The sequence below is a fragment of the Candidatus Avelusimicrobium fimicolum genome (genome assembly GCF_021632165.1).
Lineage (GTDB): Bacteria > Elusimicrobiota > Elusimicrobia > Elusimicrobiales > Elusimicrobiaceae > Avelusimicrobium > Avelusimicrobium fimicola.
This window is the reverse complement of sequence record NZ_JAJWTS010000004.1, coordinates 74,083-96,499: the sequence shown is the minus strand read 5'-3', so window position 1 is coordinate 96,499 and position 22,417 is coordinate 74,083. Positions and strand designations below refer to the sequence as shown.

General features: G+C 45.2%; 20 protein-coding genes and 2 tRNA genes. 10 read left to right on the top strand and 12 right to left on the bottom strand.

All coding sequences use genetic code 11. The annotated features are described in order from the left end of the window. Positions 1 to 2: 2 nt before the first annotated feature. Genes rapZ through ACQY2K_RS02960 form a run of 4 tightly spaced genes read right to left on the bottom strand, consistent with a single transcriptional unit; the run spans position 3 to position 2,762 of the window. Positions 3 to 860 carry an RNase adapter RapZ gene (rapZ, locus tag ACQY2K_RS02975; protein WP_177747338.1) on the bottom strand — a complete coding sequence of 286 codons (858 nt, stop codon included), beginning with the start codon at positions 858 to 860 and terminating at the stop codon, positions 3 to 5. Next, positions 850 to 1,797: an HPr(Ser) kinase/phosphatase gene (gene hprK / locus ACQY2K_RS02970; protein WP_177747341.1), complete on the bottom strand. Its 948-nt coding sequence runs from the start codon at positions 1,795 to 1,797 to the stop codon at positions 850 to 852. The genes rapZ and hprK overlap by 11 nt, the downstream gene beginning before the upstream one ends. 17 nt (positions 1,798 to 1,814) lie before the next feature. Next, positions 1,815 to 2,366 (bottom strand): ribosome hibernation-promoting factor, HPF/YfiA family, encoded by a 552-nt coding sequence (gene hpf / locus ACQY2K_RS02965; protein WP_177747344.1) that lies wholly within the window; start codon positions 2,364 to 2,366, stop codon positions 1,815 to 1,817. 51 nt (positions 2,367 to 2,417) lie between these two features. Next, positions 2,418 to 2,762, bottom strand: a complete 345-nt coding sequence (locus ACQY2K_RS02960; protein WP_428040696.1) for a hypothetical protein — start codon at positions 2,760 to 2,762, stop codon at positions 2,418 to 2,420. Between the two features lie 336 nt (positions 2,763 to 3,098). On the opposite strand from ACQY2K_RS02960, the gene ACQY2K_RS02955 reads away from it, so the two are divergent. After that, the gene (locus ACQY2K_RS02955; RefSeq protein WP_428040695.1) at positions 3,099 to 4,070 is read left to right on the top strand and encodes a glycosyltransferase family 2 protein; all 972 of its coding nucleotides are present in this window, start codon (positions 3,099 to 3,101) and stop codon (positions 4,068 to 4,070) included. Next, entirely contained in the window at positions 4,067 to 4,978 is a 912-nt protein-coding gene (locus ACQY2K_RS02950; RefSeq protein WP_428040694.1) for a stealth family protein, read from the top strand. Before ACQY2K_RS02955 ends, ACQY2K_RS02950 begins: the two co-directional genes overlap by 4 nt. A gap of 155 nt (positions 4,979 to 5,133) precedes the next feature. On the opposite strand, the gene ACQY2K_RS02945 is transcribed toward ACQY2K_RS02950, so the two are convergent. Then, the gene (locus ACQY2K_RS02945; protein WP_087287124.1) at positions 5,134 to 5,358 is read right to left on the bottom strand and encodes a hypothetical protein; all 225 of its coding nucleotides are present in this window, start codon (positions 5,356 to 5,358) and stop codon (positions 5,134 to 5,136) included. Between the two features lie 202 nt (positions 5,359 to 5,560). Here ACQY2K_RS02945 and smc point away from each other — a divergent pair, with 202 nt between their 5' ends. After that, positions 5,561 to 9,040: a chromosome segregation protein SMC gene (gene smc / locus ACQY2K_RS02940; RefSeq protein ID WP_428040693.1), complete on the top strand. Its 3,480-nt coding sequence runs from the start codon at positions 5,561 to 5,563 to the stop codon at positions 9,038 to 9,040. Then, on the top strand, positions 9,040 to 9,777 hold the full coding sequence (locus tag ACQY2K_RS02935; protein WP_428039330.1) for a metallophosphoesterase family protein: 738 nt from the start codon (positions 9,040 to 9,042) through the stop codon (positions 9,775 to 9,777). The genes smc and ACQY2K_RS02935 overlap by 1 nt, the downstream gene beginning before the upstream one ends. On the opposite strand, the gene ACQY2K_RS02930 is transcribed toward ACQY2K_RS02935, so the two are convergent. Continuing rightward, positions 9,778 to 11,127, bottom strand: a complete 1,350-nt coding sequence (locus ACQY2K_RS02930; RefSeq protein WP_428040692.1) for a glycosyltransferase family 39 protein — start codon at positions 11,125 to 11,127, stop codon at positions 9,778 to 9,780. A 122-nt stretch (positions 11,128 to 11,249) separates the two neighbouring features. Here ACQY2K_RS02930 and ACQY2K_RS02925 point away from each other — a divergent pair, with 122 nt between their 5' ends. From ACQY2K_RS02925 to ACQY2K_RS02915, 3 genes are all read left to right on the top strand, one after another. Next, positions 11,250 to 11,576, top strand: coding sequence for a hypothetical protein (locus ACQY2K_RS02925; RefSeq protein ID WP_177747365.1), 327 nt, complete (start codon positions 11,250 to 11,252; stop codon positions 11,574 to 11,576). A gap of 187 nt (positions 11,577 to 11,763) precedes the next feature. After that, complete coding sequence (locus ACQY2K_RS02920; RefSeq protein WP_428040691.1) at positions 11,764 to 12,807, top strand: threonine aldolase family protein; 1,044 nt, start codon at positions 11,764 to 11,766, stop codon at positions 12,805 to 12,807. A 1-nt stretch (position 12,808) separates the two neighbouring features. Beyond that, positions 12,809 to 13,639 (top strand): deoxyribonuclease IV, encoded by an 831-nt coding sequence (locus ACQY2K_RS02915; RefSeq protein ID WP_428040690.1) that lies wholly within the window; start codon positions 12,809 to 12,811, stop codon positions 13,637 to 13,639. Here ACQY2K_RS02915 and ACQY2K_RS02910 read toward each other — a convergent pair whose 3' ends face one another. After that, complete coding sequence (locus ACQY2K_RS02910; RefSeq protein WP_428040689.1) at positions 13,640 to 14,335, bottom strand: class I SAM-dependent methyltransferase; 696 nt, start codon at positions 14,333 to 14,335, stop codon at positions 13,640 to 13,642. 123 nt (positions 14,336 to 14,458) lie between these two features. On the opposite strand from ACQY2K_RS02910, the gene ACQY2K_RS02905 reads away from it, so the two are divergent. Both ACQY2K_RS02905 and ACQY2K_RS02900 read left to right on the top strand, forming a co-directional pair. Continuing rightward, on the top strand, positions 14,459 to 17,515 hold the full coding sequence (locus tag ACQY2K_RS02905) for a hypothetical protein (protein ID WP_428040688.1): 3,057 nt from the start codon (positions 14,459 to 14,461) through the stop codon (positions 17,513 to 17,515). A gap of 107 nt (positions 17,516 to 17,622) precedes the next feature. Continuing rightward, positions 17,623 to 17,698, top strand: a tRNA-Ala gene (locus ACQY2K_RS02900). A 486-nt stretch (positions 17,699 to 18,184) separates the two neighbouring features. Here the strand turns inward: ACQY2K_RS02900 and ACQY2K_RS02895 are convergent. From ACQY2K_RS02895 to ACQY2K_RS02885, 3 genes are all read right to left on the bottom strand, one after another. After that, a tRNA-Val gene (locus tag ACQY2K_RS02895) sits at positions 18,185 to 18,305 on the bottom strand. A 17-nt stretch (positions 18,306 to 18,322) separates the two neighbouring features. Then, positions 18,323 to 19,450 (bottom strand): Fic family protein, encoded by a 1,128-nt coding sequence (locus ACQY2K_RS02890; protein WP_428040687.1) that lies wholly within the window; start codon positions 19,448 to 19,450, stop codon positions 18,323 to 18,325. A 206-nt stretch (positions 19,451 to 19,656) separates the two neighbouring features. Next, positions 19,657 to 20,661, bottom strand: coding sequence for a tyrosine-type recombinase/integrase (locus ACQY2K_RS02885; protein ID WP_428040686.1), 1,005 nt, complete (start codon positions 20,659 to 20,661; stop codon positions 19,657 to 19,659). Positions 20,662 to 20,762: 101 nt separating this feature from the next. On the opposite strand from ACQY2K_RS02885, the gene ACQY2K_RS02880 reads away from it, so the two are divergent. Next, positions 20,763 to 20,927: a ribbon-helix-helix protein, CopG family gene (locus tag ACQY2K_RS02880; RefSeq protein WP_428040685.1), complete on the top strand. Its 165-nt coding sequence runs from the start codon at positions 20,763 to 20,765 to the stop codon at positions 20,925 to 20,927. Between the two features lie 6 nt (positions 20,928 to 20,933). On the opposite strand, the gene ACQY2K_RS02875 is transcribed toward ACQY2K_RS02880, so the two are convergent. Both ACQY2K_RS02875 and ACQY2K_RS02870 read right to left on the bottom strand, forming a co-directional pair. Then, on the bottom strand, positions 20,934 to 21,140 hold the full coding sequence (locus ACQY2K_RS02875) for a helix-turn-helix transcriptional regulator (protein ID WP_428040684.1): 207 nt from the start codon (positions 21,138 to 21,140) through the stop codon (positions 20,934 to 20,936). Further along, a complete protein-coding gene (locus ACQY2K_RS02870; RefSeq protein WP_428040683.1) occupies positions 21,130 to 22,305 on the bottom strand; it encodes a hypothetical protein in 1,176 nt (391 codons plus the stop codon). Before ACQY2K_RS02870 ends, ACQY2K_RS02875 begins: the two co-directional genes overlap by 11 nt. Between the last annotated feature and the right edge of the window lie 112 nt (positions 22,306 to 22,417).

Here is a 22,417-nt window from a genome sequence, read left to right as displayed (position 1 = left end):
AATTAAAGTCCTATATCCCTATGAAATTCCGAAGCATTTAATCCTGCTTTGGTTAACCGTTGGGCCAGTTCGTGTGCCATAAAAACGCTGCGGTGTTTGCCGCCCGTACAGCCCATGGCAATCGTTAAATAACTTTTTCCCTCTTTAATATACTTAGGTATCAAATATTTAATTAAGTCTGCAAATTTTTCGGCAAATTCTTTGCTTTCCTTAAAGGACATAATGTACTGTTGCACTTCTTTATCCAAGCCTGTTTTTTCGCGCAATTCGGGAATATAGAACGGATTGGGTAAAAAGCGTACGTCCATTACAATATCGCAATCTTTTAAAATGCCGTTTTTAAAGCCGAACGATACCACGGTAATTTGCATATCGCCTTCGCGCGTAAGCCCCAGCAATGCGGAAAGTTTTTCTTTGAGTTCGCCCAGTTTCAGGTCGGAGGTATCTATCACTTTGTCGGCCATAGTGCGGATGGGGCTCATCACCTTGCGTTCGTGTGCGATGGCGGCGGCCAGTTTTTTGTGAATCGGGTGGCGGTGCTTGGTTTCCGAAAAACGGCGTATCAGGCACTCTTCCGAAGCATCTAAAAAGATGACCTTTACCACAAAATCATCCTTTACCATTGAGTTTAAAATCTTTGGCATTTCGCGCAGGCGGTCGCCCTCGCGCACGTCAATACCCAAGGCTACGTCGCGGCGTTCGCCGCTTTGTTTTAAATAGTCGGTAAAGTTTTTGAATAAGGCGAGCGGCAGATTGTCCACGCAATAAAAACCAAAGTCGCCAAAGATTTTCAGCGCCTGGGATTTGCCGGCTCCGCTCATACCCGTAATGATAAAAATCCGTCTTTGATTACTTGCCATTGGTCCCCTTCTTCATTTTATCCAAGATTTTTTGGCTAAATTCTTTGGCGGAAAAAATGCCTTGGCTTTTAAGTTGCTGGTTGAGCGCGGCCACTTCAATTAATACGGCCAGGTTTCGCCCCGGCGTAACAGGCAGCCCCAACGAAGGCACTTCTATCCCCAGAATATTAGTCGTTTTCTGCTCCACTCCCAGCCGGTCAATGGGTTGTTTGCTCGGGGACGTGAGTACCACTTCCATATCAATATTGGTTTCGTCTAACGTAGAGCCTACGCCAAACAAAAGCGGTACGTCCAAAATTCCCAGCCCCCGTACTTCCATATAATGTTTTAACATTGTCGGGCAGGAGCCGACCAGAAAACGGCCAAACCGTTTCTGCACTTCTACTACATCATCAGCCACTAAAATATGTCCGCGCTTAATCAGTTCCAGCGCACACTCACTTTTGCCGATACCCGCATCTCCGCGGATAAGTACGCCGATGCCGCTTACATCTACAAGCACTCCGTGCATATGTGTAACGGGCGATAATTTTTCGTCCAAAAAGCGGGAAAATTCCGCAATAAAAGCGGTGGACTCCATATCCGTTTTAAGCACCGGCACGTCCGAACCCAAGCAGGCCTTTCTTATGGCGGGCAAAGGGTCCAGCCCCGCAGTTGTAATCACGCAAGGCACTTGTCCTTCGCTCAACATTTTGGAAATGTTGGCACGCAGGCGGGTTTTGTTTTCCTTTTGGCAGAAGGCGTGTTCGCTGCGCCCGAACACTTGCACGGAATTGGGGCGGAAACTTTCCAAATGACCGCAAAGCGCCAGCCCCGGGCGGTTGACGTGCCCGAGTGTAATTTCGCGGTGGATATACCGTTTCCCGCAGACCAACTCCAAGTGGAGTCTTTCCACTTGGAGCAGTTCTGCTACGGTGATAGATTTGGTAAATTCCAAAGCCGCCCCCGTGTAGGCTATTTCTTCTTAATCGGTTTAATCAACCCGTAGGTGCCGTCCAGGCGCTTGAAGATTAAGTTGATTTGTTTGGAATCTTCGTCCAAGAACATCCAGAAGGAATACCCCAGGCGTTCCATTTCGTAGGCGGCATCTTCCGGATTCATCGGCGAAACTTCCACCTGCTTAATGACGGAGAATTTTACATCCGTCTGCGGCAAAATAAGGTGTTCGGCAAACGGATTGACATCCGCTTCTTTTACCGACTTTTTGGTTACTTTGCGGGCTTTGGCTTTATTTTTAATTTTTTTGGCCTGTGCTTCGGCTTTTACTGCCGCCGCATCAATGGCTTTGTAAAGGTTGTCTTCCACCGCGCTGGCGTTAATGGTGGTTTTAGCCCCGGTGTGCAGCACAATGTCGGCGCGCTGGTTGATTTTCTTTTCCACCGAAATCAGCACTTGGGCGGAAACAATATTGTCAAAAAAGTTTTCAATCTTGCTTACGCGCGTGTTGATAAATTCTTTGATGGCCGGAGTCAATTTAATGTTTTTGGCCGTAATTTTAATATCCATATTCCCTCCGTTATTCTTTTACGAGTGTATCCCCGTAGAGTTATTAAACCATTAATCAGCCCCGCTGTCAATTACGCGTACGGGGAACATACGCAACTGCACAAAATATGTTAGGGCGATTGGACCGCAAACGGCAGCGGCCGGAAATAAAAACATCTGTTGGTTAGGGCGGGTGTACCCGCAAACGGAAGAATTATTTGATGCGCCTCCGGGAACGTCGGTTAATATTAGTAGTGTAGGCATTTTAGACGGAATTTCAAGCCCCGGCTTGCGTTTGCGGATAAATTTGTTAAGATATAAGTAAGCAAGATTCTTTTGCCCGCCGGGCAGTTCCGGCACAATTTGATGCTGTTTTTGGAAGCCTGTGTGGAACAGGTTGAGCCGTTCAGACGGCACAAGTCACTCCAAAGACAGCCGTATTTTAAACGCAATATGAGCGGCCTAATTACCCGCTTGTATTGCGTTGAATGCTCTTTGCCATATTTTTTATATGGCAAGGGCTACGGCTGTTTGCTTCGGGTTAGTGACTTGGCTCTGGCAACCGGCCGTTTTTTGTTTCCGCACGGGCTTAAAAGAAGCCCGCTTCCTGCTTACACTTACCTTGATTGCTTCTTTATTATGTTTATAAGGCGTTTATTTGAAACGCGTGGGAAAAACCTCCGCCAAGAGTTTCCCGCGCGCCGCCCCGCGCGTCTTTTTGGCGCGCGGGGAAAGTTACTAAAAGGAGCAATTATGAAACCCCAAATATCAGTGCTGATTCCCGTATTAAACGCGGAGAAATATTTACCTTTGTGCTTGTCTTGTTTAACCAAACAGACCTTTGCAGATTTTGAAATTATCTGTATAGACTCCGCCTCTACCGACGGGTCCCTGGCTGTTTTGGCCCAAGCAGCCAAAGAGGACCCTCGCCTGCATTATGTTACGCAACCCAATAAAGGTATTGCGGCTGCACGCAACGAGTTGGTCAAAAAAGCGCAAGGCAAATATTTGGCATTTGTAGATGCTGATGATTTTATTTTTCCCGCTTATTTGGAAAAATTGTATCACGCGGCCGAAACGGAGCAGGCTGAAATCAGCAAATGTTTTTTTCACGAAGTGGAGGAAAACGGTTTCCCGCGGTTGCAGGAACATTGCCACAGCAGTTTTTACCGGTTGTGCGCGGAGGGCGACGGTGCGCGTTTCCGCGGCGGGTACGAAGATTCTGTGTTGTGGGGAAAATTGTTTTTGCGCGAGTGGTTTGTTAATCACCAATTTGAATTTTGGACGGGGCGGGTAGCCGAAGATTTTTGCGTGGTTATTTTGGCGTATCTGTATGCCAAAAAAATTGCGGTGGTGCCGGAAAAATTATACTGCTACCGCAAAGGCCACTCAGCCGCCATTACAGCCAATTCATATAATATGGCTGTCGGCGCGTTGCTCAATTTGGCAGAGTTAAAAACAGACTTAATCCGCCGTCAAAAATGGAACCGCCAAACGGCGCAGGAGTGGATGCGCGCCACCGTGTGGGGCATTTGCCGTTTCCGCAAATTTTCGGCGGCAAAAAGATTGGAACAGCAAGCATTGTTATTGCGTGCGTTTAAGTCGGCGCGCGAAAGTGTGGGGCAGTGCGGCGGAATTTCTTATTTGCGGTGGCGTATATTTTTTGTACTGGTAAAAATTTGCGGGGAAAAGAGCGTTTATTTTTGGAGCAAGATTTTTAGATGACAGCGGAATATCCGGTGGATTTTGTTGTCTTGTGGGTGGACGGGAACGACCCGGCTTTTGTGCGCGAGCGTAACAGGTGGGCAGATTCCCCCGTGTTACCGGCGCGGTTTGTACAGACGGATGAACTCCGTTATGTGCTGCGCAGTGTGGAAGAATATATGCCGTGGGTAACGCGTGTGGTGTTGGTAACTAACGGGCAAGTTCCTAAATGGCTTAACGTGAATCATCCGCGTTTAAAAATTTTGACGCACGCGGAATTTATGCCTGCTTCCGCGTTGCCCACTTTTAATTCGTGTGCAATAGAAATGTCCGTAACAAAATGGGGCGGTTTGAGCGAACATTTTTTACTGGCAAATGATGATACTTTTGCGCTCCGCCCGGTATCCAGGGAGTATTTTTTCCCCAGGCAAAACCGCGTGAATAATTACTATGCTTTTTATCCGTATAAAAAATACGAGGATACGGCTTACGGCAGACAACTGTTGGTTATCCGGGAACGGCTGAATAACTTTTTCCCGGGATTGCATTTTCCGTTGGAGCCTACGCATAATATTTCGGCTTATTTAAAAAAATCTCTTGCATTGGGCTGGACTTTGTTTGAAAAGGAGTTGTCCGCTACGGTGCATAGCCGTTTCCGGCAAGACAGCAATATGAACTTCTATCTGTTTGCCTGTATGGCTGCGGTGCAAGGTTTGGCTTGTTGGAAGAAACGGCGGTTGTCGCGCTTGGGCTGTTCGGACGGATGTTGCTGGGAGTTGTATCAAAACTTTGAGCGGGAAATAAATAAGTACCGCCCGCGGTTGGCCTGTTTAAACGATTCGGAAAATTGCGGCCCGCAGGACCGGGCTAAATTGGCCACATACTTGCAAAAGCCGTTCCCTTTGGCAAGCCGTTTTGAAAAATCATAAAGGGGCACAAAACGCTGGAGCAATGCGTGATGTCGTACAATGCGAGTTGCGCCCCTTCGCGTCTGGCAGAGCCTCGCGCGAAAAAAGTGTATGTGGTGCGCGAGTGCCTTTGTCTGTGAAACACCCCGCAAAACTGCGGGGTGTTTTAAATTAGTTTATTTTGCGTTTACCATTTTTGCTCTGGAAATATCGCCTTTCTTATCTAAGAAATAGAGATATCCTTTTTCTTTTTTGATACCGCATTTTTCAACTTTTTTCGGTTTACCGCCTTTTTTGCCGCCTCTGGCCATTTGCACGCGGGCAATATCGCCGTCTTTGTCAATGTAGTAGAGGAAGCCGTCTTCGCGGTCCATACCGACTTTAAGTACTTTTTCTGCCATAGTGGATAATCCTCCTTTTAAGGAAAACAGTCTTACGAAAAAAGTCTAATAAAAAAATATACACTTTGCAAGGGGTTTTTTTCGTCGGCACTCTCTCGGCCGGTTGAAAAGGCCGTACGCGTAGGGCTGAATTTCCTCCTAAAATGCCTATATTATATAGGGAAATGGTATAATCAAAGTATATCTGCCAATAGGGGACGTTATGTATTTAAAAGCGATTGAAATCCAAGGTTTTAAATCTTTTGCCGACAAATCCCGCCTGGACTTTGAACCGGGCATTACTTGTGTGGTGGGACCTAACGGGTGCGGAAAATCAAACGTGATTGACTCCGTGCGTTGGGCCATCGGCGAGATGAGTTGGAAGTCCCTCCGCTCTGCTTCTATGGTGGATATTATCTTTAACGGTACGGCCAAGCGTGCGCCTTTAAATATGGCCCAAGTCAGTATGGTGTTTGATAACGCTTCGCGTCAGTTGCCGCTGGATTTTAATGAAATTACCGTTACGCGCAAAATTTTCCGCTCCGGCGAGAGCGAATATTATTTAAACAAAGTCCAATGCCGCCTGCGCGATATCCGGGATTTGTTTTTAGATACGGGCATCGGCGGAGAAGGATATGCCATTATTGACCAGGGCGGCGTAGAAAGCGTCCTGTCCGCCTCGGCCGAACAGCGCCGGGAAATGTTTGAAGAGGTCGCGGGTGTTTCTAAATATAAAGCCAAACGCGAGGAGTGCATTAAACGCTTGGAACGCGTAGATTTAGACCTGGCACGTTTGGCGGATACGGTGGCGCTGATTGATGAACAAATTAAAAAATTGGACAGCGAAGCCAAAAAGGCCCGTTTGTACCAAAAGTATCGCGAGGAATTAAAGGAAAGCGAAATTGCAATTTCCGTCTGTTCTATTAAAGAGTCCGATGCTTTAATTGCCAAGCACTCCGGCGAATTAGCCCCGGTGGTTAAAAAATTGGAAGATTTGGAAGCCCGTATTTCCGCACAGGAAGGGGCTGCCGCTGCGCTTGATTTGAATCTCACGCACAAGCAAAAAGAAGCCGCCGAATTTAACGAAAAAATTTCTGCCAGCAAATACCAGGTTGGTTTGTTGGAAGGCGCTATTAAAAATTGCGACAACCTGACTAACGAATTAACCGCACAAGTAGCCGCTTCGGGCGCGGAAGCCCAACGCGGGCAAAACCGCTTGCAGGAATTAGTCCCTGCGCTTACCCAACTCAAAGAGCAGTTAGCGGTGGTCTCCTCAGAGTTAACCCCCTTGCAGGCCCATTACAACGAACAAACAGCCCAGGCGCAAAAAATGGAAAACGATTTGCGTGCGGCGGAAGCGCAGTTGCAGCGTTCGTCCGGCGAATTAATGTCGCTCGTACAAAAACAAATGGAGGCCGAAAACAGGATTTCTTTGGAAGAGTCCTCTATGCAGCGCGAAAATGAAGATTTAATTTCTGCCGAAAAAATGAGTCAAGCCCAACAGGCAGGCTTGGCGGGGATTCAAAAAAGTTTGCAGGAAATTTCGGCCCGCGTTCAAACCAAACAAACCGAAGCCAACCAAGCGCGCGAAGCCATTGTAAACGGAGAGGAAAATGTACGGAAATTGCAGGGACTCCGTTCTGCCTTAAATGAAAAACTTTCTGTCGTAAAATCCGCGCGTGCCGCTCTTTCCGCCAAATTGGAGATGATTCAAACCCAGGGCAAAAATGACCCGTACTGGGTGGGAGCCAAAGCGGTGGCCGAAAGCGGCCTTTCCGGAGTTAAGGGGACATTAAGAAAAGCCTTAAAATACCCCGCCGCGTTAGGTGTAGCAGTGGAGGAAGCCTTCGGCAAGTATTTAGATGCCGTTCTGTGCGAGAACGTGCAAACGGTGGAACAGGCTTTATCCCTTTTAAAACAGCACGGTAAGGCCCGCGCTAAATTTATTGTTTTAAACCAAGTGCCTGACACCCCGGAAACCCCGGCAGAAAACGCACTTAAAAACCAATTAAAATACCAGCCGGAACTGAAAAATTTAATCAACTTTATTATCGGCGGTTATTCGTACGGGGACGGAACCGTAAAAGGCGGGTTCTTTATCGGCGGCGGCGCGGAAGATATTCGTGCGCCGGAAGCCTATTGGGGTGAGGAAGAAACCGTCCGTGGCGAAATGACGGTTAAGGCCGCGGAAGAAGATGCCGTTTCCAAGGAAATTATTGCCAATTATGAAACGCTGTCCAACGCGGAAGAAAATTTAAAAAATTTGCGCATCAAATCGCAGGAAGCCGTTTTGGCTTTAAACTCCGTACAGAACGAACGCGCCAACAAAGAGCGCGAACTGCGCGCTACGCAAGATGCGCTAAACCGCGCCGCCCAGCGCAAGCAGGAAATTACGTTGCGCGTGGACAACCGCAAACGGAACGTGGAAACCCTTAAACAAAATCTGGCAGATTTAAAACACCGCCACGCAGAAGCCGTTTCCCGTGGAGAAAAATTAAAAAAATCTCAAATCACCTTACGCGAAAATGCCGAAAAATTAAAGGGAGAAATTAACGCGTTAAGCGCAAAACTCTACGAAGTAAAAATCAAAAAAAACAATGTGGAATTGGATTTAAAATCCACGGAATATGAATTTAACAGTTTAACTGCTAGTGAGGGTCAACGCAACCAAAAAATCGCGTCGGCCAATTTGCGCCTAAAAAGTTTAGCCGAAGAAAAACTTTCCACACAGGCCAAACTGTCCACCGAGCGGGACACCTTGGCCAAGTTGGAAATTGACGAACATAAAATGCGCGCCGATTTGGAAACGCTTAAAAAAGATTACAGTGATAAATTGGCCGCTTTAAATGCGTGCAAAAAAGAATCGTCCGACCTGACAATAAAAAGAAACGATTTGGAAAATGCTCTTTCCAACGCGCGCCGCCAGCGGACCACGGTGGTAAATAACTTGTTTGAAAGTTGGAATATTACTCCCGAGGAAGCGCAACTGAATTATGGCGATAAAACGGTGGATTATGAGCGCGTAAAAATGATGAGAAAGCGCATTGAAAATATGGGCGCTGTCAATATGACCGCACCAGAGGAATATGATGCGCTTACGGAAAGAAATACTTTCCTGCGTACACAAATAGCGGACTTGGAAAGCGCAAAAAAAGATTTAAAGTCCGCCATTAATAAAATTAACCAAACCACGCGCGAAAACTTTAAATATACGTTTGAACAAGTGCGTATGCACTTTAAAAATATTTACCAAACGCTCTTTCGCGGCGGTGAGTGCGACTTGGTTCTTACCCAGCCGGATAATCTGCTGGAAACCGGTATTGAAATTTATGCCCAACCTCCGGGTAAAAAATTGCTCAATATAACCTCTATGTCCGGAGGGGAAAAAACCCTTACCGCTATGTCCTTGCTGTTTGCGTTCTTTACGCATAACCCGTCGCCGTTCTGTATTATGGACGAAGCCGACGCCGCCTTGGACGAGGCCAACGTGGAGCGTTATGTAAACTTGATTAAAGAGTTCGCCAAAACCACACAGTTTATCGTGGTAACGCACAACAAACGTACAATGGAATCGGCCCGTATGCTTTATGGTATCACGATGGAAGAAAGCGGGGTGTCAAAGGTAATGTCCGTCAATTTGGCCGAGCGCAACCCCGAAGCCGACCAAAAAAAGGAAGCCATTGAGGCCTTGGCGGAGGCATAATGAAAATAGGGGTGTTTTCGGACGTACACAGTAATTTGGAAGCATTAAATGCCTGTCTGGCCCGCTACGAACAAGAGGGCGTAGATCATTTTATTTACTGCGGGGATATTATCGGTTACGGACCGGATCCCGAGGAGTGCGTAAAGAAAATATCCTCTTTAAATTTACTTGCCTGCGTGTTGGGCAACCACGATGCTGTTTTTGTGCAGCCCGAATTAGAGATGTTGTTTAACTACGATGCCAAAATTGCGCTGGATGAAAATAAAAAACATTTAAGCGAAAAATCCATCCGCTATTTAACTGCGTTGCCTACCGTGGCCCGCGGGGAAGGTTTTACTGCTGTGCACGGTACGCCCAACGAACCGATAAAGGAATATTTTTCCAGTTGCGCGCAATTCCGCGCCTCCTATGACAAGTGGCAGGGAAAAATCTGCTTTGTGGGGCACTCCCACCTTCCCTTTTATATTCGCGGTACGCAAAACTCGTGCGTTATTTATTTATGTAAGCGCGAAGATGCTACCGTGCATTTGTCTGACAAAATGCGCTATGTGTTAAATCCAGGCTCTGTGGGCAAACCGCGCGACTTAAATCCGCACGCTTCTTTCAGTATTTGGGATACCGAAAAAAACACTTTCCGTTTTATCCGCCAGCCGTATGATTTTGCCCCTACGCAGAAAAAAATGCAGGAGCGGAAGTTTCCTGCATTTTTAATAAACAGTTTGGCGCACGGCCTGTAATTACCGCTTTATTTTTGTTTTGGCGTATTGGAACAGCGCATTTGCCGCCGCCCCGGCGGTAATGCACAGTGCAAATTCAAACGGCGCACGGAAGCGTGCATATGCCCCGAAAAACACCGAGCCGATCCCCCAAAAGTACAAGCAATATACGAGCAGGAAAAATGTTTCCGTGCGGCGCGTTTTCCACAGCAGCAAAAAACCGGCCGACCCGCATAATACCAGTAGAAAAACTTCTCCTGCCGTTAATAAAAACAGTAGTTTGTGGGGGATAGTTTTAAGCCAATTCCCGTGCAAGGCTGTTGTGTGATTGAGCATTTGCCCGTCTAATTCTTCTTCGGGAATTGCTCCGCCGGTCAGCAGGCGCGAACAGTGAATAAAATTAGCCCCAAAAAGTGTTTTGACAGCCCATAAAGGCGCGCGGGAAAGTTTATACACAAACGATTCTTGGATAAGCGGTTTGGCCATAGCCTTATATAGCCGCACTTGTTCGGTTGGGGGGAGAGAATTAAAACCGGGCGGGAGTGCATTTTCCAGTAATTGGTGTGCTTGCGGAACAGACAAATTATATTTGTGAGCCAAATAATCTTCGTTCCACATATACAGATTATACGCGCCCACGGACGTAAAGCCGCCGAAGCCTGTTTGAACCGAATTTCTCACTTGCCACGCGCCGACAAGTATTAATAAGGGGGCAAAGAAAAACGCGGCAATTTTCCACGCAGGAAAGCGTACCAATTTGGCGGCCGAAAAGCACACCAAAATAATTGCGCTTGCAAACATAAAATAGTACGCGGCCGGGCGCACATAAACGGCGCTTGATAAAAAAAGTGCGGCTAAAAAAAGTTTATGCCCGGCGGGTTTCAGCAAAAAATTTACCGTAAAATAAACAAACCAAGATAGCAAAAAGGCACATAAAATTTCCGTCAGTACCGCAAACGATAGGGAAAAATACAACACGCTTGCCGCACAAAAGAGTGCCGCCGCCCGGGCTGCGTGCTTGCCGTTTAATTTTTCTGCCGTCATATAAACGGGGATAAGCAGGGCTAGCGATAAAAGATTTTGCACTAACACCACGGCCCACGTCATATTGTGGAAAAGTGTTTGGACAACAGCCAAAAAGAAGGGGTATCCCGGTGTGCGCAACAGCATCGGCGCGGCGGTTACCGCTTCCCACATTTGCCCGTATTCCAGCCACGTTTGCGCCGGATATACATAAGTCAGCGAATCGGGAAAGGCTAAAATTTTCTCCCCCAGCGGGTGAAAATAAAATACCCCGGCCAATGCCGCCCCTTTTACAAGGGCCAACGCAGTAAAAACATACCAAAAAACTTTATCTTTATAAAAACGCATATGCTTATTGTATGAAAAAGAAACCTCTCCCGCAAAACTGCGCTTTCTTAAAATGGTAAAATATAAGTAACAATACAGCGCGTCCCGCAATCTATGGCCCGCTCCGCGCTGTGGGAGATAATATGAGTATTTTTGAAGCGTTAATGATGTTAGGTTTCGGTCTGGCGTGGCCGTTTAATATTTCGCGCTCCTTGCGCACGAAAACAGCCGCCGGCAAAAGTTTCCTGTTTATGGGAACGATTGAATTTGCCTATGTGTGCGGGATGATTCATAAAATTTTGCACAATTTTGACTGGGTCTTTTGGCTCTATGTGCTTAACTTTGTAATGGTGCTGGTGGACTTTTGCTTAATGGTGCGTTACACCAAATTGGACGTTTTCCGCAAGCGTCACGCGGATTTGAAGGCCAAACGCCACCGCGAACGGCTGCAAAAAGCCAAACAAAATTAATTTTACTCCCCGCTTTTTGCGGGGAATTTTTTATTTGTGCAAAAGGCGGCGCCTCGGTGCGTTTCTTTCCGGCGGAGGGATGGTTCTATAAACCCCGTTTTTCTAAACGTTTTTTCTGCGGGCGAAAACTCGCCTAAAAAGATATAATAAAAGAAATTCAACCCTCTCCGTAGTAAAGCGAGGTTTTATGATTAGATTTAACTGCGATTACAGCGAAGGCGCCCACCCGCGTATTTTGGAAAAGTTGGCGCAAACCAATTTAGAGCAAGCACCCGGCTATGGGCAAGATACTTATTGCCGCCAAGCAGCTGATTTAATTAAATCCCTGTGTCAAACGCCCCAGGCCGAGGTGCATTTTTTAGCAGGAGGAACGCAAACCAACCTGACGGTTATTGCGGCTTGCCTGCGTCCGTACCAAACGGTTATTTCCGCTGATTCCGGGCATATTAACGTGCACGAAACGGGCGCGATTGAAGCCACGGGCCACCGTATTTTGACGGTGCCGGAGCAGAACGGGAAATTAACGGCGGAGCAAATTGCCCGCTGTTGCAAGGAACATTGGTTGGACGATAATCCGGAATTTGCTCCGCAGCCCAAACTCGTCTATATTTCCTTTCCTACGGAATACGGTACGCTGTATTCCAAAGAGGAACTTTCTGCTATCCGCCGCGTGTGCGACGAGAACAATCTCTTTTTGTTTGCGGACGGCGCGCGTTTGGGCTACGGTTTGGAAGCCCCCGGAAACGACGTTACGCTTGCGGACTTAGCCGCTTGCTGTGATGTGTTTTATATCGGCGGCACGAAAATCGGTGCGTTATTAGGGGAAGCGGTGGTAATTGTAAACCCCAAACTCCAAAAGGATTTCCGCTATTTTATGAAGCAAAAAGGCGCGATGCTCGCCAAAGGGCGTATTTTGGGCATTCAATTTTTAGCCTTATTTGAGGACGGCCTGTATTTTAAACTTTCCAAACACGCAGACGAAATGGCGCAGATTATCCGCAAAGCGTGTGCGGAATGCGGATTTGAATTTTTGTACGACTCTCCCACTAACCAACAATTTCCTATTATGCCAGATGACCTTATCAAGCAGTTAGAGGAGTTGTATGCGTTTTCGCACACCAAGCGTTTAGACCACCGCCGCAGTGCGATACGTGTTTGCACCAGTTGGGCTACCCGCCGGGAGGACGTGGAGCAACTGGTGGCCGATATCCACAAATACGCAGGGAAATAATATGTTACACATTGGGTGCCATTTATCTTCTTCCAAGGGTTTTAAAGCAATGGGCGAAACCGCATTGTCTATCGGGGCGGATACGTTTCAATTCTTTACGCGCAACCCGCGCGGAAGCCAGGCCAAGCCGATAGACCCGCAAGATGCCACAGCCTTATGCAAATTGCTTTCGGAAAAGCATTTTGCACCCGTTATTGCGCACGCCCCTTATACGCTTAACCCCGCTTCCGCCGACCCCAAAACGCGCGAATTTGCCCGCCAGACCTTGGCAGACGATTTGCAGCGTATGGAATATGTGCCGGGAAACCTGTATAATCTTCACCCGGGCAGCCACGTCGGGCAAGGCGCAGAAAAAGGCATTGAACTGATTGTAGAAACGCTAAACGAAATTTTAACGCCTAATCTGCATACTACGGTACTTTTGGAAACTATGTCCGGCAAGGGGAGCGAAATCGGGCGGACTTTTGACGAGTTAAAACAGATTTTGGACGGCGTAAAACTCAATCATCTGTTGGGGGTATGTATGGATACCTGCCACATACACGATGCCGGCTATTCCCTGGTGCATTTAGACGATACTTTGGCGGAATTTGATAAGCAAATAGGCCTGCCCTTGTTAAAGGCTGTTCACTTAAACGATAGTTTGAACCCGCAGGGGGCGCATAAGGACCGCCACGCCCGTATCGGTCAAGGCACAATCGGCCTAGATACTTTGGCGGGTGTAATTAACCACCCGGCCTTAAAGCATTTGCCGTTTTGTTTGGAAACCCCCAACGATTTGGCGGGCTATGAAAGGGAAATTAAACTTTTGCGCGGGCTATATAAGGAATAACTACTTGGTTTTAACCACCAGCATTAGGCTGTACCCGCCCACCCAAAACGCGGCCCAACTTCTGGGCAGTAAATAGTGTGCCAGCCACCGTATGCACATACCGATACGGCTTTTTAGGCCGGTCAGTTGCGGCGGTCGCTCTACATATTTATTGGTATAGTGATAATGCAAAATCTGCCAACCGCGCTTTTTTAAAAGCCTTTTTAAATACCTTGCTGTAAAAAAATGGATATGTCCCACGGTTTGATATTCTTCTTCTAAAATTTCAGGCTTGATGAGCGTCCGGAACGATAAATCCAACGGAATATGCAAAATAAGCACCGGGGCTTTTTGGGCCAGTTCCTCCAAAAAACGCTCCATATCCGGGATGTGTTCCACTACATCTATGGCTAGAGCCGTATCAAACGAGCCTTTGGCCCACGCTTCGCAAAAGAAATTTACATTGGCAGGCGCGTGTTGTTTGGCAATGCTAATGGCCTGTGGGGAAATATCACACCCGGTAAAGAGCATATCCGGGCGGTGGTGTGCCCAATGATTAATAAGCGCACCCGCTCCACACCCTGCGTCCAGTACTGCGCGGGGGGATAAGCGGGCCTTTTTTGCGGCCTGTAAAACGTGCGCCAGTTTCCACGCTGCATCTTGCGTGTGCCAACCGGGGTTTTGCAGGAGATATTTTCCGTCTGTATAGCGGGACATACCCTTATTATACCTTTTACCTATTATATAAGGGGCTTCTTTTACAAAAAAACCTTTCCTTTTGGCCTAAATTCTGTATAATAGGGATATATTGCTTTTTTTATAATACAAATTGGAGGATAAATGAGAAAGTTTCTCGTTGCAGTTTTCTTTGTGTTGTTTGCTCCCCTGTTTGTGCAGGCAGCCCAAAATATTCAAATCAACTGGGACGGACAAGACCACTCTCGTGAAATTGTCGGAGATAACCCGAATAAGCCGTTGGCTATCGTCGGGGCCGGCTCTTTAAATGCGGGAGAAATTAACGGGGCGTCCCTTACCGTAAATGGCGCAAATATTAGTATTAGTGATCCTGCTATCGCCAATGAGATTTACCACTCGGTTACGCCTGACAAATTTGAAATCCCGACCTCGTCGGACAACACTCGCAAAGGTGCCTATGTGGCGGGCGGTGCGGCGTACAACAATAATGTTACTAACAACTCTGTGAGTATAACGGACACTAACCTGACGGGCAGAGACGTAATGGGTGGCGTGGCCTTAATTCGTCAGGCGGGGGACCGCTTTGGCGCTGCGTCTGCCAACAACAACTCCGTTTCTATTAGTGGCGGAGCGGTCAATTCTTATACCTTTACGCCTACCGGAGCAACTTCCACAGTATTGGGTGGAAACGTGTACGGCGGTTATACCAAATTTTCTAAGGGCTCGGCCAATAACAATACGGTTTCTATTACAAACGGCGCGACCGTACAGGGGGACGTTATCGGCGGGTTTACCGATGAACGTCTGACCGAAGAAGATGTGAAAACGGACAACGTAATTGACACCAAAGCCAACGGCAACTATGTACTCGTAAAAGATGCTACGGTGGACGGTATGGTGGCAGGTGCCAGGGGGGCGGCTACGGCCGAAAACAATACGGTTGTTATTGATAATTCTACCGTGGATTCCGTAGTAGGGGCTGACAAGGGCCGCGGAGTGGCGGATAGTGCTGCTTCCGTCGTAAATGTGGACAACAATACCGTTATTGTCAGAAATAACAGTACCGTAACCAATATGGCTGCGGCAGTAACCAATTTTTCCGTAAACGCCAAGGGCAATACCTTGACGTTGGATAATTCCACCGTGAATATGGCTTCTATTTATGCGGTAAAAATGGGTTTAGCAACAGATGTTGATAAAAATCCTGTGAGCGCTACTGTTGGTTCAAACACCTTAAACCTGAACAATATGAGCGACACTTTTACCGAATTGGGCGGTTCTGTCAACTTGGCCGGCACCGCCAACGGCAACGTAGTAAACGTAACCAATTCCGCCTTGACGTTAAATAATTCTGGTAAATTTTTTGGCGATACGTTGGATTTAACCAATTTGTCCGCTAACAAATTGTTACCCGCGACTATGCCAAAAGACCAAGGGGCTATTTTCGGCGGTGCGAGTATGACCTATACCCGCAAAGTAAATTCTACGCCCACAGAAGAAGCACCGGAAGAGGAAAAAGTTTCTATCGGTGGGACCAACAGCGACAATAACACCGTTTCTCTTGCGGGTGGCGATTCTGTAAAAGACGTAAAAGCCAATGTGTTTGGTGGTTTCTCGGCTTATATTAATGAAGTAAATTACCAAACGAAAGACGATTCCGGCGTTATTACCACGGTTAAGAAAGAGGGTTTAGTTACTAAGACCACCTCTTCCGACCCGGCTGCCGAAGCACAAGAGCCGGAAGAAGCGAAGCAAATTGATGATGTGTATTCTGCATCCAACAACACGGTTATTTTGGATAACATAAAATTCAATGGTAAAGTATATGGCGGTTATGTGTATGGTGCCGAACTGAAAGACCAAAATATGCTTACCCAGAATAATACCGTTATTTTGCGTAATAAAGTGGAACTGGACCCGACCGCAGTTATCTACGGTGGCAATAACGGCCTTTACGGATTTTCTACCAACCAGTTGGTCTTTGACCGCACGATTGGTACATTTACCAACAAAGACCAGTTCCAAAACTTTAACGACTGGTGGACTATCAACGCGGACTTTAAGACCGACCTGCATTTTGACTTCGGTATCTATGCCAATATGACGCTTGATAAATCCACGATGAAGGAAGATTCCAAGACGGTTGTTACCACCGTTACCTCTACGGACCTGACTGGTGTTCGCGAAGGTGATATCGTGTATAATTTGGTGGATAGCGGTGTTGTGTTAACCCAAAAGAAAGTGGGTGTATATTCCTATGATTTGACCCCTACTAAAGGTAGCACCGGGAATGAAATTCTCTGGACGCTTACCAGCACGAAGGATAAAGCCAATGCCGAAGTGTACGGGCAGTTGCCGCTCGTCGGTTTGGCCTTAATCAGCGAAGGCCCGGAAATGCTCACCCAAACCTTAAACGATTTGTGGAAGAGCGATACAGAACAGAATACCTTTATTAACGGCGGTTACCACCACACCCGTTACGAAACGGGCAGCGGTTTTGACTTAGATTCCGGCCTTACCCAAGCGGGCGCCTGGAAGAAATTTACGAACGATTGGGCCTTGGGTATTTTTGCTAAATATGCGGGCGGTTCTTATAAAACCTTCCCCATTAAAGTTACCGGAGATGCCAATGTGTTCGGCGGCGGGCTGATGACCTCCTTGCGTTACAGCGAAACGGGCCGCTTGGAAGCCACGGTGGAAGCCGGCTATGTGGATGCCAAGTTTGAATCTTCCGAACTTTTATCCACCTTTAAGACCAAAGGAATGTATTACGGTGCCAGCGCAGGCTTTGTGGAAAACCCGTTGGAAGATTTAAGCCTGTATGCCAACTTCAACTGGAAGCGCAAAGCCTCCGACGACATCACCGACGACTTGGACCAGAAAATCAAGTTTGATACCTTGCAGAGTATGGCACTGCGCTTCGGCGGCGATTATGCCTTTAACTTTGTGGATTGGAAGGGTGTAATTCCTTCTATCGGTGCAAGCGCGATTTACGAAATGGACGGCGAATCTACCGTTACGGTGGAAGATGTTAAGAGCAGCGAAGCCTCTATGAAAGGTATGAGCGGCCGCGGCCAGATTTCGTTGGCCTATCACAACCAGGACACTTTCTTGCCCTTGCACTCCGTACTGACTGTTTACGGTCAAGTGGGCAAACGAGAAGGTTTTGGCGGTGAAGTGAACATTTCGTTTGAGTTCTAAACAAAAATCAAACGTAAATTTTGGTAAAGGCCCTTCGGGGCCTTTACTGTTTTAAAAAAAGTTGCACACAAAGATAAAAATTGTTATAATAAATATGTAGTCATTAAGGGCCTGTAGCTCAGCTGGGAGAGCGCCTGCATGGCATGCAGGAGGTCGCAAGTTCGATCCTTGTCAGGTCCACCATTTACCCTTAATAGAACCCGCCTGCCGGCGGGTTTTTTGTTTTATATTCGTATGCCTATCGTTGACGGCAATTAGGGGGGAAAATGCCCCCACAGATGTAAGCCCAGGGGCTTCAAGCGCGTTGGCTTTGCCCTCAGGTTTGTTAGGTTGCTTGCCTTGTCATTTTTTCAGGAAAAGTAATTTTTCTTTTTATTATTTTGCGTTGCCCCGTTAAAACCACCTAAAATGCGTTTATTTTGTTTGTTGAGTGTGAGTAGGGGGTTCGTTATCAGTAAAGCGACAAAAATACTAATGCGTGGGTTTTGAGCGGTTCTTTTATAATGATTATGTGCGCGCGAGGAAAGTTTTGCTCAGGCTTATTTATATTGCTATGCCTTTCGTTTTTCTCAAACTCGCATAAGGCTGCGGCTTTCAATCCCTAACGCGGGCAAAGCAGTTTGCCCGCTTACGGGCACAAAAAAACCACCCTTTCGGGTGGTTTCTAAATGGTGCCCAGTATAGGGATTGAACCTATGACCTTTCCCATGTCAAGGGTGCAAATGATGTTTTAGATTCAATTCTCCGACGAGAAAATGCGTTAGCATTTGCCCTTTTTTACCATTGCCAAAATATTGCCAATTGGGGTTAATTGAACAGGTCCAGATATCCTTTTAGTTCGTAATATTTAACGTTTGAAATGGTGGTTTTGTGCTTTAAAATTCCAAGTTTTTCTAGGTCTCCTAACAAGCGATTAGCAACACCATACGAGAAATGTAATTGTTCAGCTATTTTTTTTGTGTTAGCTACGGGATGGCCAAACATCCACTTAACCACTTCATCTGCTTTTTTCGCTCGGGCTCCTAATGTCATGCTCAGATCATTAATTTTGTTTCTATATGCAATTAACTTCTTGAGTGTTAGGGTGCCATTCTTGGCCGTCGTAATTACACCTGTCAAAAAGAACTTAATCCACTGTCCTAAATCGTTTTGGGTGCGTACTTTCGTTAATAAATCGTAATAAGTCCCTTTTTTGTTTTCAAAGAAATTGGAGATATATAGGGCAGGTTTTGTAAGTACTCCACAAGACATTAACATTAGAGGAATTAATAAGCGTCCCATTCTGCCATTGCCATCACAGAACGGGTGCAAGGTTTCAAATTGATAGTGGAAAATAGCAATTTTAATTAATGTTGGGATTTGCAATTTGGCATTGTGCCAAAATTTTTCTAAATCTGATAACAGTTCCGGTAATTCCTCACAATGGGGAGGAACGAAGAAAGCGTTACTAGGAGAAGAACCCCCGATCCAGTTTTGGCTTCTGCGTATTTCTCCGGGATTTTTGTGTTCTCCGCGGACCCCTTCTAGCAAAATAGCATGAATATCGGTAATTAAGCGCATAGAAATGGGTAGTTGTGATAGTTTCTGTTGTGCAAAATGAATGGCTTTAATGTAATTTTGTACTTCTCTCCAATCATCCCGTTTTTCCGGAATCACCAATTCCTCCGGATTAACAGCTTCGTCCATAGTTGTTTGTGTGCCTTCAATTTTATTAGATAGGGTGGCCTCTTTATAAATGTGCATATTGATAAATAAATCCATATTTACTTCTTCAAAATCTGAGTAAGCATTTAACTGTCCTATGGCACGACTCGCTTCCTCCAGAAGCATATTAATTTGCTTGTCTGAAATGTCAAAAGATTTATTAATCAGAGATGGGGAAAAACTTTTGTACCCAGAGTGCTCCCTATATATGCCCGCTTTGAAGTTCTTCATATGCTTCTCCTATATTCAATATGTATTTCTATTTTATTTTTTTTTTAGAAATAAATCAAAAATCATTTCCATTTTTAAGAGAAAATAGAAATACTTAACAAGAGTTTTCTATTTTAAGAGAAGATTTAGAAATGTTTTTCCATTATAGTGCGCACGAGTAAAATACGCAAAAAGTGCGTAGTTTGTGCGTAGATTAAATTTATCCACTATACAATACTAAGCGGAATCATCCCGTCCATTACCATCATTTTACTGGCGATTTCACCTGTTTTGAACCGCAAATAGCGTTGTGTGGTGGTTATTTTGCTGTGCCCAAGGAGTCTTTGTAAATGCTCCAAAGTCCCTCCACGGTTTAGAAAATTAACTGCAAAGGAATGCCGCATATCGTGTGGGCGGATATGGCCTATTCCGGCTTTTTCAGAGGCGTGATTGAGTTGGTATTTTAATTTGTCTTTAGTCACTTTTTCAAATACAAGTCCGCTTTTTTGCGGATTTAAGCCCTGCAATATTTGCGCAATATCTGCGGTTAGCCCCAAGGTGCGCGGGCGTTCGGTCTTTGTTTTAGGAATATAAATTGTTCGGTGTGTAAAATCAATATTTTCCCAGCGCAGCCCCAGCAATTCTTGCCGTCTAAGCCCTGTATAAAACCCAATGGTGACACAAGGGCGCACTTCATCGCTAATGAATGGCAAGAGTTTTTGAATCTCTTGTTCATTTATCGGGTGGGCTTCAAAGGGTTCTGCATCGCGTTGTTTTTTAACCTTCCGGCACGGATTAGGCCCGCTGTACTTGTCCCAGTCGTTTAAGCAATTAAAAAACTTGCTGATAATACCAAAATAACGGTCCGCATTTGCATAGGAAGTTTCTAGGGCCTTTTGATTGTAAAAACTTTGCACCTCTAATGGGGTTATTTCCTTTAGCGTATAGTTAGCAAAGTGGTCTAAAATTTTCTCAAACATTGCCATATAGGTTTGTTTAGAAGGTCGTAATTCTATGTGATGTTTGATAAACAGGGGAGCCATATCCTTAAATAACTGGCTTTCTTGCATTAAGCGTGGGTCATTTTTGGCTTTATAGAACTCATCCATACATTTTGCTAGTTCCTTTTTTGCGGCAGATTCATTCATAGCAACAATTCTGCGATGTCTTTTCCCCGTCTTATCATAACCATCAAGCACATAACGTCCTTTCTTATCTTGATAAATTTTCATATCAAATATTCTCCAATATTATAATATCATACTATATAATAATATATGATATTGTCAAGTATTATATTTTCATGTCAAATCAAATTTGCTATTATCTATATATGCTAGAACAAGATAATCAACAAAAAATTAAAACGATAAGTTTTACGCTCCCTGAAGAACTACTGGCTCAAGCAAAGGCCTATGCTCAACGGGAAGATAGGAATTTGTCCTCTGTTATTCGGTTGGCGCTAAAAAAACTGCTAGAAACCGAGCAAGCTAAATAATAAGACTTAAAAATGCTCAAAAGAAGGTTCAGTAGAATCTTCTATCAGTTGTTCTATCTTGTCTCGCTTAAAAAGCAACTTTCCAAATAATTTGACCGTGCTTCCCTTTGGAAATTCTCCTCGGCATTTTTTAGCATAAACGGTTGCAATGGACAGGCGCAGATAGGTTGCTACCTCTTTGGGTGTCATAAGCGGGCTTACATTAGTTTGCATAGGTGTATTCCTCCGCACGAGCATTCGTCTGTATTACAGGGATTTTAGGGGGTATAAAATTATCATTCTTATATCTTTCTAAGGTGTCCAAAATGCTGTTTCTATCCATATAATCATGGGAAAATAAAGTATTGGAAATAATTTCTCTAAATACTTTTTCTTCCGGTAATTTGGGGGTTTGAATTTCTTTTAGCATGTTAAAATGCTGGTTAATTTGTTTTTTGGAATAAAACCTCTTTAGGTGGTTTTTGTATTCGTCATACCCCCAAAAGCTCATTTTGACAAGCGCCCCAAATAAAGCATTTCTTTTCTGTGCTCCATTGGATGCTTTATGCGTATTGCAAAATTGCTCTGCGCAGACTGCAATTTTTCCTAAGTCCTGTTGAATGGTATAAAAATTGTCTAACAGGCCTAATGTCCTATTTCGTAAAATTTTCCAACAAACTTCTTTCTTAAAAGCTGTTTCTAAGGTATTGGGCAACTTGTTGCTTATCCTATTTAGTTCAAAATCAACAGCTTTTTTATTATTCATTGAATATTCTAAATTGACCATACAACTGCCAGTTTCTTGGAATAATGCTTTTATATCCGGGGGCATAATATCATTTTTTATAGCCTCGGCGGTTTTGTCGTAAAGTTTTATACATTTATGTTGATAGTTAAAATGGACTCCCCAGCCTTCGGAATTTTCATAAATACTTAAACCCTTTTGGGCCCTTTTGGGAGTAGGAAGATTCTGTTTGCAAAGAAATTGCAAAACAGGGGAAGAAAGCGGGAATAGAATGGGTTTGTTCACATCCCAACCGGATAAATAGTGGCCCCGTAGCACAGATTCATCCGTTAAAATGCCTGCATATTCTAATCGCTCTACCAGCAGGGATAAAAAGCGGTCTAAGTCTTCTTCTTTGGTTTCGTAGATGTTTGTACCATATAAAAGTTTACTGGGGCACACTTGAATTTTAACCCTTTGTATTCCTCGTTTATCCGCATATATGTGTATATTGGGCATATAGTCATCGGTCTCTTTATATATAAATGCTTGTTGAAATCTTGTTTCTTCGGCTTTATCTAAATAGGCGTGTCTGGCTTCTCTTTCTCTCATGGGAATAATTTGGAAGTCTCCTGTATTGGCATATAAGTTAATGTTCATTCCGTCATTTGACATTCTGGCACCTCTTCAATTGGTCTAATCATTTTTTATTCGTTTTATATTAGAGCAGGTGCCATGCTAGCGTCCTGCTCTATATAATAATGAAACGTAAACCAAAGTTAGATTT

Coding starts and splice junctions, on each gene's coding strand:
- rapZ (WP_177747338.1), bottom strand. CDS start 860: ATGGCAAGTAATCAAAGACGGATTTTTATCATTACGGGTATGAGCGGA.
- hpf (WP_177747344.1), bottom strand. CDS start 2,366: ATGGATATTAAAATTACGGCCAAAAACATTAAATTGACTCCGGCCATC.
- ACQY2K_RS02955 (WP_428040695.1), top strand. CDS start 3,099: ATGAAACCCCAAATATCAGTGCTGATTCCCGTATTAAACGCGGAGAAA.
- ACQY2K_RS02950 (WP_428040694.1), top strand. CDS start 4,067: ATGACAGCGGAATATCCGGTGGATTTTGTTGTCTTGTGGGTGGACGGG.
- ACQY2K_RS02945 (WP_087287124.1), bottom strand. CDS start 5,358: ATGGCAGAAAAAGTACTTAAAGTCGGTATGGACCGCGAAGACGGCTTC.
- smc (WP_428040693.1), top strand. CDS start 5,561: ATGTATTTAAAAGCGATTGAAATCCAAGGTTTTAAATCTTTTGCCGAC.
- ACQY2K_RS02935 (WP_428039330.1), top strand. CDS start 9,040: ATGAAAATAGGGGTGTTTTCGGACGTACACAGTAATTTGGAAGCATTA.
- ACQY2K_RS02930 (WP_428040692.1), bottom strand. CDS start 11,127: ATGCGTTTTTATAAAGATAAAGTTTTTTGGTATGTTTTTACTGCGTTG.
- ACQY2K_RS02925 (WP_177747365.1), top strand. CDS start 11,250: ATGAGTATTTTTGAAGCGTTAATGATGTTAGGTTTCGGTCTGGCGTGG.
- ACQY2K_RS02920 (WP_428040691.1), top strand. CDS start 11,764: ATGATTAGATTTAACTGCGATTACAGCGAAGGCGCCCACCCGCGTATT.
- ACQY2K_RS02915 (WP_428040690.1), top strand. CDS start 12,809: ATGTTACACATTGGGTGCCATTTATCTTCTTCCAAGGGTTTTAAAGCA.
- ACQY2K_RS02910 (WP_428040689.1), bottom strand. CDS start 14,335: ATGTCCCGCTATACAGACGGAAAATATCTCCTGCAAAACCCCGGTTGG.
- ACQY2K_RS02905 (WP_428040688.1), top strand. CDS start 14,459: ATGAGAAAGTTTCTCGTTGCAGTTTTCTTTGTGTTGTTTGCTCCCCTG.
- ACQY2K_RS02890 (WP_428040687.1), bottom strand. CDS start 19,450: ATGAAGAACTTCAAAGCGGGCATATATAGGGAGCACTCTGGGTACAAA.
- ACQY2K_RS02885 (WP_428040686.1), bottom strand. CDS start 20,661: ATGAAAATTTATCAAGATAAGAAAGGACGTTATGTGCTTGATGGTTAT.
- ACQY2K_RS02880 (WP_428040685.1), top strand. CDS start 20,763: ATGCTAGAACAAGATAATCAACAAAAAATTAAAACGATAAGTTTTACG.
- ACQY2K_RS02875 (WP_428040684.1), bottom strand. CDS start 21,140: ATGCAAACTAATGTAAGCCCGCTTATGACACCCAAAGAGGTAGCAACC.
- ACQY2K_RS02870 (WP_428040683.1), bottom strand. CDS start 22,305: ATGTCAAATGACGGAATGAACATTAACTTATATGCCAATACAGGAGAC.